This is a genomic window from Ensifer sp. R-19 (assembly GCF_049905105.1).
Lineage (GTDB): Bacteria > Pseudomonadota > Alphaproteobacteria > Rhizobiales > Rhizobiaceae > Ensifer.
This window is the reverse complement of record NZ_CP184570.1, coordinates 2280981-2294861: the sequence shown is the minus strand read 5'-3', so window position 1 is coordinate 2294861 and position 13881 is coordinate 2280981. Positions and strand designations below refer to the sequence as shown.

At 63.3% G+C, this 13881-nt stretch carries 11 protein-coding genes; 7 read left to right on the top strand and 4 right to left on the bottom strand.

Features of this window, described 5'->3' with window-relative positions; translation table 11 throughout:
* Window positions 1–21 precede the first annotated feature (21 nt).
* Window positions 22–1194: an ABC transporter substrate-binding protein gene (locus tag ACN9MO_RS29820; RefSeq protein ID WP_057251668.1), complete on the bottom strand. Its 1173-nt coding sequence runs from the start codon at window positions 1192–1194 to the stop codon at window positions 22–24.
* Window positions 1195–1562: 368 nt separating this feature from the next.
* On the bottom strand, window positions 1563–2873 hold the full coding sequence (locus ACN9MO_RS29815; RefSeq protein ID WP_057251669.1) for an aspartate aminotransferase family protein: 1311 nt from the start codon (window positions 2871–2873) through the stop codon (window positions 1563–1565).
* 97 nt (window positions 2874–2970) lie between these two features.
* Here ACN9MO_RS29815 and ACN9MO_RS29810 point away from each other — a divergent pair, with 97 nt between their 5' ends.
* Window positions 2971–3819 carry a LysR family transcriptional regulator gene (locus ACN9MO_RS29810; protein ID WP_057251670.1) on the top strand — a complete coding sequence of 283 codons (849 nt, stop codon included), beginning with the start codon at window positions 2971–2973 and terminating at the stop codon, window positions 3817–3819.
* A gap of 18 nt (window positions 3820–3837) precedes the next feature.
* On the opposite strand, the gene ACN9MO_RS29805 is transcribed toward ACN9MO_RS29810, so the two are convergent.
* Window positions 3838–5271 carry a PLP-dependent aminotransferase family protein gene (locus tag ACN9MO_RS29805; RefSeq protein WP_057251671.1) on the bottom strand — a complete coding sequence of 478 codons (1434 nt, stop codon included), beginning with the start codon at window positions 5269–5271 and terminating at the stop codon, window positions 3838–3840.
* A gap of 79 nt (window positions 5272–5350) precedes the next feature.
* Here ACN9MO_RS29805 and ACN9MO_RS29800 point away from each other — a divergent pair, with 79 nt between their 5' ends.
* Window positions 5351–6082 (top strand): pyridoxamine 5'-phosphate oxidase family protein, encoded by a 732-nt coding sequence (locus ACN9MO_RS29800; protein ID WP_057251672.1) that lies wholly within the window; start codon window positions 5351–5353, stop codon window positions 6080–6082.
* Window positions 6083–6121: 39 nt separating this feature from the next.
* On the opposite strand, the gene ACN9MO_RS29795 is transcribed toward ACN9MO_RS29800, so the two are convergent.
* A complete protein-coding gene (locus ACN9MO_RS29795) occupies window positions 6122–7213 on the bottom strand; it encodes a LacI family DNA-binding transcriptional regulator (RefSeq protein ID WP_057251673.1) in 1092 nt (363 codons plus the stop codon).
* A 268-nt stretch (window positions 7214–7481) separates the two neighbouring features.
* Between ACN9MO_RS29795 and ACN9MO_RS29790 the strand changes: the two genes are divergently transcribed.
* The 5 genes from ACN9MO_RS29790 (at window position 7482) to ACN9MO_RS29770 (ending at window position 13879) form a co-directional block, all read left to right on the top strand.
* The gene (locus ACN9MO_RS29790; protein ID WP_057251674.1) at window positions 7482–8462 is read left to right on the top strand and encodes an ABC transporter substrate-binding protein; all 981 of its coding nucleotides are present in this window, start codon (window positions 7482–7484) and stop codon (window positions 8460–8462) included.
* 258 nt (window positions 8463–8720) lie between these two features.
* Window positions 8721–10211 (top strand): sugar ABC transporter ATP-binding protein, encoded by a 1491-nt coding sequence (locus ACN9MO_RS29785; protein ID WP_112997361.1) that lies wholly within the window; start codon window positions 8721–8723, stop codon window positions 10209–10211.
* A gap of 1 nt (window position 10212) precedes the next feature.
* Window positions 10213–11223: an ABC transporter permease gene (locus ACN9MO_RS29780; RefSeq protein WP_112997360.1), complete on the top strand. Its 1011-nt coding sequence runs from the start codon at window positions 10213–10215 to the stop codon at window positions 11221–11223.
* Between the two features lie 11 nt (window positions 11224–11234).
* Complete coding sequence (locus ACN9MO_RS29775; RefSeq protein WP_112997359.1) at window positions 11235–12218, top strand: ABC transporter permease; 984 nt, start codon at window positions 11235–11237, stop codon at window positions 12216–12218.
* A 176-nt stretch (window positions 12219–12394) separates the two neighbouring features.
* The gene (locus ACN9MO_RS29770; protein ID WP_112997358.1) at window positions 12395–13879 is read left to right on the top strand and encodes an MDR family MFS transporter; all 1485 of its coding nucleotides are present in this window, start codon (window positions 12395–12397) and stop codon (window positions 13877–13879) included.
* Window positions 13880–13881: the final 2 nt, after the last annotated feature.

The window sequence follows — 13881 nt, the reverse complement described above, 5'->3', positions numbered from 1 at the left end:
TGTGCGCCCGCGCCAACCTGCCTACTTCAGCGCAGCGAGACCGGGGTCGCCCTGCTTCTCGAAGGTCTGGATTTCCTTGTTGTAGTAGGTGCCGTCATCAGCCTTGGCGACTTCGCGCAGGTAGATGTTTTGCGTGATGTGGCGTGATTCCGGATCGATCGTCACGGGGCCGCGCGGGCTCGTCCAGGAGAGACCCTTTACGGCCTCCACTGCCTTGGCCGCATCCTGCTCGCCACCGGTCGCCTCGATCATCTTGTAGATGACGTGCATGCCGTCATAGGCACCGACCGAAGGGAACGAGAGTTCGGCCGGGTTGCCGATCGCCTTGCCGGCTGCTTCGACGAAGGCCTTGTTCTCAGGCGAGTCATGCGAAACCGCGTAGTGGAAGGTCGTCTGGATGCCGAGCGCCGCTTCGCCTAGTGCCGGCAGGTCGGATTCCTGCGTCAGGTCGCCGGGGGCGAAGAACTTGATGCCGCCGTCCTTCAGGCCGTTCTCCTTGAAGGCCTTGACGAAACCGAGCGTCGTCGGACCGGACGGCAGGAAGGCGAACACGCCCTCGGCGCCCGAATCCTTGATGCGCTGCATGATCGGCGAGAAATCATTGGTCGCGAGCGGCATGCGGATCGCCTCGACGACCTGACCGCCGGCCGCCTCGAAACCCGCCTTGAAGGCGTTCTCGGCATCGACGCCCGGGCCGTAATCGCTGACGACGGAGATCACTTTGGAAACGCCTGCGTCCTTCGCGACCTTGGCGATCGGCGTCGAGGTCTGCCATGTGGTGAACGAGGTGCGCACGACGAGCGGGCTCTTCGTGACGATCGCCGAGGTTGCCGCATTCATGATGACGAGCGGCACATTCGCCTGGGTGAGCAGCGGCGTTACCGCCATCGCGTCCGGCGTGAAGTAGAAGCCGGCGAGATATTGCACGCCTTCCTTGACCACCAGTTCCTGTGCCAGCGCCTTCGCCTGGGCCGGATCGGCCTGCGGCACGTCGCGATAGATGATCTCGATATCGTCGTCGCCGACCTTGCTGCCGTTCAGCGCCATATAGGCATCGATGCCGGCCTTGAAGTTCTTGCCCTGAAGCGCGAACGGACCGGAGAATGGCCCGACAACACCGATCTTGATCGTGTCGGCATAGGCCGCGCCGCTCATTGCCAAAGCCGCGATCGCAGCCAGAATCATCCGTTTCATGTTTCCTCCCTGCGACGCCGATCGCTCCCGAACCCGCATCGTCCTCACAAACCCCGTTGATTTGATAGGCGTCAACTTGCCATGCCAAACGGTGATGTAAAAATGAAATATGGGGCCAAAATCATAATCGGGGAGTTATGTTTCCTGCGAGTTCGGATCCAGCCGCCAAGAGCGTATTTGACGGCGATGCGCGCGACGTCAACGAAACCGGGATGGCGGGATCGCGCCTTTCGGCCACAGGATCGTATCCACGATGGCTTTGGCGCCATGCCTCAACCTGCCAGCGGGACAGGCCAACCCGCACCAGGCTTCCGATGCGGGTTAGACGGTATCTTGGGGTGACCAACAAAATCTGCGCACGCGCGCATTCAGCCAGCACGCATGGCAGCGTCGATGGAGGCCGACAGGATCTCCAGCCCAAGATCGATCTCTCCGTCCGACACCGTCAGTGGCGGAGCGATGCGAAAGACGCCGCCCATCCCGGGAAGCTTGACGATGTTCATGCTGAGACCGCGCCGCATCGCCTCCTCCATGACCCTGGCACCCAGATCGAAGCCCGGAGCCTTCGTCTGCCGATCAGCGACAACTTCGAGCCCAAGGAGAAGGCCGCGTCCCCTGATATCGCCGACACATTCGAACCTTTGTTGTAGCGACAGGAGACCCTTGCGCAGCCGCTCGCCGCGCGCGATCGCCTGTTCGACCAAGCCATCACGTTCGACCACGTCGAGCACCGTTACGCCGACTGCCGCTGGCAGCGGATCCGACACATGGGTAGTGTAGAAGAGGAAGCCTCTCTCATGGGCCTTTTGCTCGATCTCCGCCGTCGTCATGACGGCGGCAAGCGGCAGCCCGGCGCCCAATGTCTTCGACAAGGTGAGAATGTCGGGCGTCACGCCGTCACGCTGGAAGGCGAACATATGCCCGGTCCGGCCAACTCCCGTCTGGGCCTCATCGAGGATGAGCAGCATGCCCCGTTCCTCGCACTTGCGCTTGAGCGCGGCGAGGTAGCCCGGCGGAAGTTCGAGGATCCCTCCGCTCGAAAGGATCGGTTCTGCGATGAACGCCGCGAGGCTGCCCGTCGACTGCCGGTCGATCAACGAGAAGGCATCGTCGAGTTCCGTCTGCCAATCATTGCTCCCATCCGGGTGGGTGAACCGCGGCCGGTAGGCGTTCGGCGCCGGGATTACGAACGAGCCGGCAGCGGCAGGACCGTATCCCCTTCGGCCGGCGCTGTAGGTCGCCGAGGCGGCGGCCCCCGTCATTCCGTGCCAGCTCTGCGCGAAGGCGACGACCTCGTGGCCGCCGGTCACCAGCTTCGCCATGCGAATGGCCGCCTCGTTCGACTCAGCGCCCGTTGTCAGAAGCTGAACCCGGTCGAGCCCCGGCGCAAGCGCGGCAAGGCGCGTGGCGAGCTCGACGACGGGCCGCGACAGCATGCCGCTGAAGAGATGGGCGACCGTCCGCATTTGCCGGTCGACGGTCGCAACGATGTCAGGGTGGGTGTGGCCGAGAACACCGCTCATCTGTCCGGAGGTGAAATCCAGAACGGCGCGACCGTCCGCATCATAGACGAAGCTTCCCTCCGCGCGCTCCACGATGATCGCCTCGAAACCGGGACCATAGCGCGTGAGGTGTTTGTTGGCGGAGGCCCAGAAGGCAGGGTCGGAGTTCAGCGACATCAGATTGCTCCTCGTTGGCTTTTCTCAATGGCTAGCGGGCATTTCTTCCTCAGGCAAATTGATAGTATTCCGCTCCGATATTGGATATTTTGATATCATGAGAAATCTCGATCTTGCCTTGCTTCGAAATTTCGCCGTCATCGCGCGGACGGGCTCAATCAGCCTTGCTTCCCAGCAGGTCGGGCGAACGCAATCGACGCTCAGCATGCAAATGCAGCGGCTGGAGGACTTTCTCGAGCAGGCGCTCTTCCATCGCACCGGATCCGGCGTGCGGCTGACCGCGGCCGGCGAAAAGCTGCTGGCCCATGCCGAACATCTTCTCGCCGGGCACGATGAGATCCTGGCGGAGATGGAAGGCAAAGGTCTCAAAGGCTCCGTGACCCTGGGCTGTCCGGAAGACTATTCGATCGCTTTCCTTCCCGGGATCATCGAGCGCTTTCTCGATCAGCACCCGGAGGTCGAATTGCGTATGGTCTGCGCACCGACCACGGAACTGCGCCCCATGTTGCTGCGGCGGCAAATCGACCTGGCGCTCGTTTCAATAGCCGATGCTTCAAACGGCGAGGTCATTCGTACCGAAGACTTCGTGTGGGTCGGCAAGGCTGCAGAACCGGAGATCCTCGACCGTGTGGCTCTGCCCCTGGCCTTGTCAGCCCCGACGACACTCGACTACCGGGCAGCCTGTGACGCTATGGAGGCGGTCAATCGCCGGTACCGCGTCGCCTTTGCGAGCAACAGCCTTGCCGGTCTCATCGCATTTGCCCGATCCGGCCATGCGATCAGCGTCCTGACGCGAACCGCCGTTCCCTCCGATCTGCACATCATTTCGGCCGGATTGCCGAAGCTCCCGACGATCGGCATCGCGCTCGAATTTGCCGAGCCTCGCCCGTCATCCGCGGTGATGGCGCTTGCGGACCACGTAAGAGCCGTGTTGCCCACTATTTGACGGTGTCGCGCGGGGTGGTCACCACCGAGAGCCGTCGACCAGTTTGAGCGCGGTGGTTCCCAGGAGCGTGGCTGCCGCCCGCAGCGCACCGGTTTCATATCCTGAGAACCCGAGGATGAGGCCTTCGGCATCGCTTCGCTGCATGAAGGTTTCGGATAGAAGAACCGCGTCGATTTTCGCTTCCGCCCGGATCAATTGCGACAGGCCCGGCGCGAGCCCGTCGCGCGGACGGACGATCATGTGAAGGCCCTGCTCCGGAACATCCGGGCACAGTGTTGCCCGGGATGTGACGCTGACAATTTCAGCCAGTTGATCACGGGCGACACGATAGCGCCTCTGGCTCTTGCGCAAATGGGACGCGACCGAACCATCCGCCAGGAGATCGGCCACGGCGTTCTGCAGGAAAACCGGCATGAACCGGTCGAAGGCGGCGCGCCGCTTGAGGACCCGCTCCAATGCTTCTGGAGGCAGCACCAGGTAACCCAGCCGCAACCCCGGAAACAGCGTCTTGGCGAAGGTTCCGAGATAGACGACACGGTCCGGCGCAAGCCCCGCCAGCGCCGTCAGTGGTGGACCCGAATAGCGGAACTCGCTGTCGTAGTCGTCCTCGAAGATCCAGGCGCCGGTCGCGTCAGCCCATTCGATCAGCGCCGCACGTCGGTCCATCGCCATTTTCACGCCGGTCGGAAACTGGTGCGAAGGGGTGACATAGGCAGCCCTGGCGAGAGGGTTTCGCGCAAGACCCGCTGCAACATCGATCCCTGCCCCGTCGACCGGCACCGGCACAGGCCGCACACCTGCTGCCATGAGTGTCGAGCGCGACACGCCATAGCCGGGCTCTTCGACCCAAGCCCAATCTCCGGGCGCAAGCAGTGCGTCGACGCAGAGCCTCAGCCCGTGCTGGGTGCCACTGACGATCACCACACAGCCTGGATCGCAGCGGATGCCTCGGTTGACGGCCAGGAAGTCTGCGATCTGTCGGCGCAAGTGCAAGCTGCCGCGCGGGTCGCCATAGGCAAGGTCGTCGACGCTCGCCTCCGCGATATGGCGCCGGGTGGCCGCAGCCAGCCGTGCAACAAAAGCCGGCTCCACATGGGTCTGGCCGAGAGCGAAGGGCGGCCGGCCGCCAAAGGCCAGCGGGATATCCGGCGCCGCGGCAACGGATGGCGGTGTCGGCAGGCTGGACGAGACATAGGTGCCCGAGCCGTGGCGGGCCTCGATCAGCCCGTCGCTCGCGAGATGCTCATAGGCCGCAACAATCATATTGCGGCCTATGCCAAGTTGGGCGGCCAGCTCGCGGCTCGACGGCAGACGGGAGCCGGGCGCCAGCAAGCCGTCGACGATGGCGGCACGTAACCCACTATGGACCCGAAGCGCCTGGTTGCGAATCGAGCGATCGAGTTCGATCGGCGGGAAGGCCGATCCCTGTCTTGGAAGAGAAGTGGTTGGCATGAAGCTAACGAAAGTGGACCTATTTCAAACCAGTCTGCTCATGCGAACCTTCAGGATGCAAGCCTGAAAGGAACCAGCCGTGACCGAACATTCCACGCCCGCCTACCCCGTCGATACGGTCAACCGCGTCAAGCGCCGCCATGATCGTGGTTTCTACGACCACGAGACGGTGCACAGGCTGCTCGACGCGGCGGCACTCGCCCACGTCGCCTATGTCATCGACGGCCAACCTTTCTGCACACCGACGCTCTTCTGGCGTGAAGGGCGGCACCTCTACTGGCACGGCAGCAGCGCCAGCCGCATGCTGCGCAACCTGTCCGCGGGCGAGCCGGCCTGCCTGACCGTCACACACCTCGACAGCCTCGTGCTTGCCCGCTCCGGCTTCAACCATTCGGCCGATTACCGCTCGGTCATGGCTTTCGGAACCGCCCGCCTGGTCGAGGACCAGGAGGAGAAACTGCGTGCCCTGACGATGATGGTGGACCGGCTCTTTCCGGACCGCACCGCGACGCTGCGCCAGAGCACTGCTCAAGAGATCAAGGCGACCGCTGTCATCGTCATGGAAATCGAACGGGCCTCGGCAAAGATCAGGGCCAAGGGTATCGCCGACGATGAGGAGGACTACGATCTGCCTGTTTATGCGGAGCGCCTTCCCGTGCACACCGTTCTGGGCGCACCCGAACCCTGCTCGCGCTTGCCGCACGGCGTCGTGCGGCCCGAGACGCTTTCTCCCTATCGATTGGGTCGCCCGCTGGAAGAGGCGCTAACGGAAGCCTACATCGCCGCCTATGCCAACCAAGCAGACGACTAACGACGCTCTGTCCTTGTTTCCCGAAAGTGTTGCGCCGCTCTATCGCTTTGCCTGCGCGGCCCGGACGGGCCAACCGGAGGTGGTTTCGCGAACCACCAAAGGCCCGTCGACCTTTATGGTCATCGGACGCATGTGTTTTCCGTGGATCGCCATGTCGATCAGGATCTCGGCGGCCCTCTGTCCCATCTCGTAGTTGGGCAGTACCAGCGTCGAGAGCGGCGGATGGGTGTAGCGCGCCAGTTCCTGGTCGTCGTAGCCCATGACCGAGAGATCAACGGGTACACGAAGCCCCTTCTCCTGTGCCGCCTCCATCGCGCCGATCGCCATAAGATCGTTGCCGCAGAAGATAGCGGTCGGCGGGTTCGGCATGGAGAGCAGGTCCAGCCCAGCCTCGTAACCGCGTAGCGGCAGCCAGTCGCCATCGCGCACAAGCGTCTCGTCGAAGGCGATGTCGGCGGAAGCGAGCGCCTGCTTATAGCCTTTCAGGCGGTCCATGGCCGCGTCCATCCAGCTTTCACCATTGATGAAGCCGATGCGCTTGTGACCGAGCGCCGTCAGATGCGCCGTGGCGGCAAAACCGCCGGCGACCTCGCCCGGCACGACCGCCACATGTTGGCGCGGATCGCAGTAGCAATTGAGAAGCACGGTCGGAAGCGGCGCCAGCGCCTTGGGCACGGCAACCTTGCGGGTGAAGATCGTCGCGTAGATGACGCCGGCGATCGAGGGATCTCTCAGCACCGAGCGCAGCACCGCCTCTTCGAGCTCCGGGTTGGAGCGAGTGACATGCGCCGACACCAGCATGCCCTGCTCGAAGGCATAGTCGCGGATGCCGTCGAGGCTGACGACCGGGTGCGGACTGGTCGAGATTTCGTCGACGATGAAGGCGATCGTGTCTTTTTCGACGGCGGGGGCCGCTGCAACCGCGCCGCGGGTGGCCGGCAATTTATAACCTATTTTATGAGCAGCCTCGCGCACCTTCTGCTGCGTTTCCTGGGAGATGCGCGAACCCGACATCTCATTGAGCACCAGAGAGACGCTTGACTGGGAAACACCAGCTATCCTGGCGACATCCGTCATCGTTGGGCGCCCTTCGCCCTTTTTATCCAGATTCCGCCCGTTTCCCTTGGCCATGCGTACTCTCCACCCTACAGCGCCGCGCGTCTATGAGACGCGCAAAGGTCGCTGTAGCTCTTTGAATTGCTGCATGTTTTTGTCCTCGGTTCCGATCAAAGGAAACATGCAGTCGAGCGTGCATCGCACTGCACGCGGGCTATTGCAAGTGCTCATAATTTTTTGCCTTGACTGCTAATATTATTAGCGCAAGATTTGACGATGTGAAGCGCAAAAACGCTCATGTCCGGTAGAGAAGCACCGGCCAATCTGGGAGGAGAACCCGATTATGACCACGATTTCCCGTCGCACCTTCATGCTTGCGGCAACGGCCGTCGGCGCGCTCGCCCTTGCGGGTGTCGCGATCGCCGAAGTGCCGAAGCTTGAGCAGAAGGACAAATACAAGGTCGGCTTCGCGCAGACCGAATCCAACAATCCCTGGCGCATCGCCCAGACGAACAGCATGAAGGCCGAGGCCGAGAAGCTCGGGTTCCAGCTCGTCTACACGGATGCCGCCGGCTCCGCCGCCAAACAGGTCGCCGACGTCAACTCGATGATCGCGCAGGGCGTCGACGTGATCTTCCTCGCGCCCCGCGAAGAAAAACCGCTGATCCCCGCCGTCATGGCCGCCAAGAAGGCTGGCATCCCTGTGATCCTGCTCGACCGTTCCGTCGATCCGTCGCTTGCCAAGGCCGGCGAAGACTATCTGACCTTCATCGGCTCGAACTTCGTCGAGGAAGGCAAACGTGTCGCCGAGTGGCTGGTGAAGAACGCCAACGGCAAATCGAAGATCATCGAACTTGAAGGCACGACCGGGTCGTCGCCCGCCAACGACCGCAAGAAGGGCTTTGACGAGGCGATCAAGGCGGCCGGCGGCTTTGAGATCGTTGCTTCGCAGACCGGCGACTTCGCCCGTGACAAGGGAAGGCAGGTGGCCGAAGCCCTGCTTCAGGCCCATCCCGATGCGGACGTGATCTACGCCCATAATGACGAGATGGCGATCGGCGCGATTGCCGCGCTCGAAGCAGCCGGCAAGGTGCCCGGGAAGGACGTTCTCGTTCTGTCGATCGATGGCGGCAAGGAAGCCGTGCAGGCGGTTGTCGATGGCAAGATCGCCGCGGTCGTCGAGTGCAACCCGCGCTTCGGGCCGAAGGCCTTCGAGACAATGATGCGTTACGCCAAGGGCGAAAAAATCGACCCGATGATCATCAACGACGACAAGTTCTACGACGCCTCCAATGCGGCCGCAGAACTCGCCAACGCCTATTGATACCATCTCCCGAGCCTATGCCGGCCGATCGGAACAACCGCATCGGCCGGTTTTTTGACCGCGACAGTGCCAGGCATGACCTTCGGCCGGTTCACGTGTAGGCTGAGAGCGCTCACCCTCTACAGCGCCGCGCGTCTTATCGGACGCGCAAAGGTCGCTGTAGCGCTTTGAATTGCTGCATGTTTTTATCCCTTAATCGGCTACGATTAAGGGAAACATGCAGAGGGGCGGCGGATGGCGAAGATAGGGAGGAGACCCATGCTTCTGTCCATGCAGGGCATTTCCAAAGCATTCGCCGGAGTGCCGGCGCTGAAGTCCGCCTCGCTTGAAGTCGAAGCGGCGGAGGTCATGGCGCTCGTCGGCCAGAACGGCGCGGGCAAATCAACGCTGATCAAGATCCTGACTGGCGTCTATCGCCGGGACGAAGGCAGCATCACTTTCGACGGCCACGATGTCGACTTCGCAATGCCGGCAAAGGCGCAGGCAGCCGGCATCGCGACGATCTACCAGGAAATCAATCTCGCTCCGCAGCGGTCTGTGGCGGAGAACATCTACCTCTCCCGCGAGCCGAAACGTTTCGGGATGATCGACCATACGGCCATGCGGCGTGGTGCCGAGGCCGTGCTGAAGACTTTCAACCTTGCGATCGATGTCGACCGTCCCGTCGCACATTTTGATGCCGCGACACGGCAGATGGTGGCGATTGCTCGTGCTGTGACACAGAGCGCCCGCCTCGTCATCATGGACGAGCCGACCTCCTCGCTCGACGAGCGCGAGGTCGCCATCCTCTTCGAGACGATCCGCACGCTAAAGCGCTCCGGCGTCGCCGTCATCTTCATCGGCCACCGGCTCGACGAACTCTATGAAATCTGTGACCGCGTGACGATCATGCGCGACGGGCAGACCGTGGCCAAAAGCCCGATGGCGGACATGCCGAAAATGGCGCTGGTGCGCCACATGCTTGGCAAGGAACTTGCCGCCTTCCAGGCGATCGCGCCCGAAGACAACGCGCTGGAACGGCCCGTCCGCCTCGAACTCGACAAGGCCGGCGCGGGTGTGCGCGTGCGCGATGTCAGCCTTGCCGTACGTGAGGGCGAGATCTCGGGCCTTGCCGGCCTGCTCGGCTCCGGCCGCACAGAAACGGCGCGCCTGATTTTCGGCGCCGACAAGATGGACCGCGGCGCGATCCGCATGCAAGGGCAGGATCGCACCTACCGCGAACCGGCGGATGCCATCGCCGACGGCATCGGTCTCGTTTCCGAAGACCGCAAGATCGACGGCATCGTGCCCGACATGAGCATCCGCGAGAACATGACGCTGGCCCTGCTGCCGAAGCTCAAGAAGGCAGGCATCGTCGACCGCGCGCGGCAGCACGAGATCGTCAGCCGCTATATCCGCGCCCTCGGTGTCAAGTGCACCTCCCCCGATCAGCCGATCAAGGAGCTTTCCGGCGGCAACCAGCAAAAGGTGCTGCTCGCCCGCTGGCTCGCCACCGATCCGCGGGTGCTGATCGTCGACGAACCGACGCGCGGCATCGACATCGGCGCCAAGTCGGAAATCCTGAAACTCTTGCGCAGCCTCGCCGACGAGGGGTTGAGCGTGCTGATGATCTCCTCCGAACTCGAGGAACTTCTCGCCGCCGCCGACCGCGTAACGGTGCTCAGCGACGGTATGTCCGTGGCGACCTTGCCGCGCAAGGATTTGAGCGAGACGGCGCTGCTTGCCGCCATGGCCCACCAGGAAGAATGACATGACGACGATCGAGACCCCTGCCCCACAGCCATCGGGAGCCCTTTCGTCCGGCAGCCGGTTAATGACGTTGGCCGGCCGCTACGGCACCTTCGTCGCCTTCCTTGCGCTGATCCTCTTCAACGTCGCCGTCACGCCGAACTTCCTCTCCTTGCAGACGCTGAACGTGAACCTGACCCAGGTCGCCACCATCGTCATCGTCGCGACCGGCATGACGCTCGTCATCGCCACCGGCGGCATCGACCTTTCCGTCGGCTCGCTGATGGCGATCGCCGGGGCGCTGGCACCGATGATCTTCATGGGACAGTTCTGGCCGGTCGAAAACATGGGGTTCGCAGTGGCGCTGGCCTTCCTGCTGCCAGTCGTGGTCGCCGGCCTGTTCGGCCTGTTCAACGGGTTCCTCGTCACGCGCTTTTCGATCCAGCCGATCATCGCGACCCTTGTCCTTTTCATCGCCGGCCGCGGCATCGCCCAGGTGATGACCAACGGCAATCTGCAGGTCTTCAAGAACGCGGGCTTCCAGTTCATCGCACTCGGCCGGATCGCCGGCATCCCGGCCCAGGTCGTGCTGATGGTCGTCATCGTTGCGGCGGCCTGGGCGATGATCCGCTACACCGTCATCGGCAGGCAGATCATCGCCGTCGGCGGCAACGAGAAGGCAGCCCGCCTGACCGGCGTACCGGTGAAGCGTGTCAAGCTCTTCGTCTACATGCTGAGCGGCGCGCTTGCCGGCGTGGCCGGCCTGATCGTGGTTGCGCGCAATTCCGCAAGCGACGCGAACCTAGTCGGACTCGGCATGGAGCTCGATGCCATCGCTGCGGTCGCCGTCGGCGGAACACTGCTAACGGGCGGGCGGGCCAACATCGTCGGCACGGTGCTCGGCGCCCTCGTCATCCAGCTGGTGCGCTACACGCTGCTTGCCAATGGCGTGCCCGACGCGGCCGCCCTCATCGTCAAGGCCGGGCTGATCATCACGGCCGTCTTCATCCAGCAACGCGCCGGCAAGCACTAGAGGCGACCCTGATGCAAACGATCCTTCGCCTCTTCATGGTCAAGAACACCAGTGACCTCGCCCGGCTCGGCGTCATCCTCGCACTTGCCGGCCTCATTCTTTTCGGGGCGCTGCGCTACGACAACTTCCTGTCGCCCTACAACATCCTGAGTTTCCTTCGCTACAACTCGATGTTCGCGCTGATTGCACTTGGCATGGCCTTCGTCATCATCACCGGCGGCATCGATCTCTCGGTCGGCGGCACCGCGGCGATGGCGAGCGTGGTGGCGGCGCTGCTCTCGCCCTATCATTGGGCGGCCGGGCTTGTGGGCGGCATGGCGGCCGGTCTCGCCGTCGGCGCTCTCAACGGGTTCATCATCACCAAGATGCGCATTCAGCCTTTCATCGCCACGCTTGCGACGATGCTGGCCGCCTACGGCACCGGCCTGCTGATGGCCAACAACCAGTCGGTTTCCGTTTCCTATGATACCGGCTTCACCGTGATCGGCCAGGACGACTTCCTCGGCTTCCCGATCCCCGCCTGGATCGCGCTTGCGGCCTACGTCCTCGGTTGGCTCGTGCTCGAAAAACTCCCGGTCGGCCGGCATATCCTGGCGATCGGCGACGGGGAGGCGACGGCCGGCCTGATGGGCCTGAAAGTCGAACGCGCGCTCACCGGGGTCTATCTCGCCTCGGGCACGCTCGCCGGTCTTGCCGGCGTCATCCTCGCCTCGCAGTTCGGCGCGGGCCAACCGACCGAAGGCGTGGGCTGGGAGCTCTTCGCCATCGCCTCCGTCGTCGTCGGCGGCACGCTGCTGTCAGGCGGTTCGGGCTCGGTCGGAGCAACGCTGGCCGGCGCTTTGCTGCTCGCCATGGTGTTCAACATCCTGAACTTCGAAAACGGTCTCGGCTGGATATCGCTCTCCGCCTACTGGCAATCGGTCATCCGCGGCGCCTTCCTGCTCGTCGTAGTCGTGCTTCAGGCCAAGCTGATGGCACGGCACCGGAGTGCCTAGACCGGCGACCAGAACCTGTTCGACAACACGGCTCGGCGGCTTCCGCCCAGCTTGCCCCGGCCCAGGAAGGAGCGAAGGGCTTGGACGTCCCGATCGCCGGGACGGTTGACTATCGCGCGTCCAGCCTTTCTGAATGCCTCTCGTCAAAGTGGAAATGACTGCATCGGACCACCTGCATGAATGAGATACGTCACCCGAATGAAACGACCGCGACGGCGGCCTCTCTCTCGGAGCCGGAGAAGAACGTCATCATCGGGGGAGTCCTTCTCGCGATGCTTCTGGCCGCACTCGACCAGACGATCGTGGCGCCCGCCATGCCTACGATCGGCAAGGCCCTCGGACACAGCGACTATCTGCCCTGGGTCGTGACGGCCTATCTCCTGACCGCGACGGCCATGGCGCCTCTTTATGGCAAGATCTCCGATATTCACGGGCGACGGCCGACGATCTTCGCTGCCGTAATCATCTTCCTTGCGGGGTCGCTGATAAGCGCGCTGGCGCCGAACATGCTGACGCTGATCATCGGCCGTGCGGTTCAGGGCCTGGGCGGCGGCGGTCTCTTCGCCCTCTCGCAAACGGTGATCGGCGACCTCGTTCCTCCACGCGAGCGCGCACGCTACGCCGCCTGGATATCCGGAACATGGGCGGTGGCAAGCATCGCCGGGCCGCTGCTGGGTGGCACCTTCGCCGAGCATCTCCACTGGTCATTGATTTTCTGGATCAACATCCCGCTCGGCCTTGCGGCCCTGGCGATCATCAGCAATCCGTTGAAGAAACTGCCTGTTATAACCAGGGCGCACCGGATCGATGGAGCAGGTGCCACATTGCTCGTCGCCGCAACTGCGCTTCTGCTGCTGGCGCTGAATTGGGGCGGCAGCCGCTATGCATGGATTTCGCCGGCGATCGCCGGTTTGCTCGGCTGTTCGGCGCTTCTCTGGGGTGCGTTCGCCTTGCGCCTCCGGCGCGTGACCGAGCCTCTGATTTCGCTCGAAGTGCTCAGCAATCCGATCGTGCGTTATGGAACCCTGGCGATGTTTCTGGCGCAGGGTGCCAATGTCGGCCTTTCGGTCTATCTGCCGGTCTACGCGCAGTCGTTCCATGGCCTCTCCGCCGGTGGCTCGGGGCTGATCATGCTCGGCCTGTTGCTCGGCACCGTATTCGGAGCAACGACCAGCGCGCGGACGATACCGCGCCTCGTCCACTACAAGCGAATGGCGCTCGTCGGCAGCATCCTCAGCTTCCTCTGCCTGGCGGCGCTCGCCGCTCTCGCCGGGCGAACAAACCTATCGGTGCTGGTGCTATTGACCTCGGGCGCAGGCTTCGGCTCCGGCATGACGTTTCCGGTCGCGACCATTTCCGTGCAAAACGCCGTCGACCAGGCGCATCTCGGCGTTGCAACCGGCGTCCTGACCTTCCTGCGATCGCTCGGCGGCGCCCTTGGTGTCGCGATCCTCGGGGCGATCGCGCTCGGCAATGGCCTGCCGCTGGGTGGTGAAGCCATTCAGGCAATCAGTGTAACGACCGCCTCGGCACTGCCATTCGCCTATATTTTCGCCGCTTGCACCGCGGCGATGGTGCTGTCGCTCGCGATGTTCCATCTGATGCCGGAGAAGCCGCTGCGCAGCCGCGCCGAAACCGAGATGCCCGCCGCCATCGATTAGAG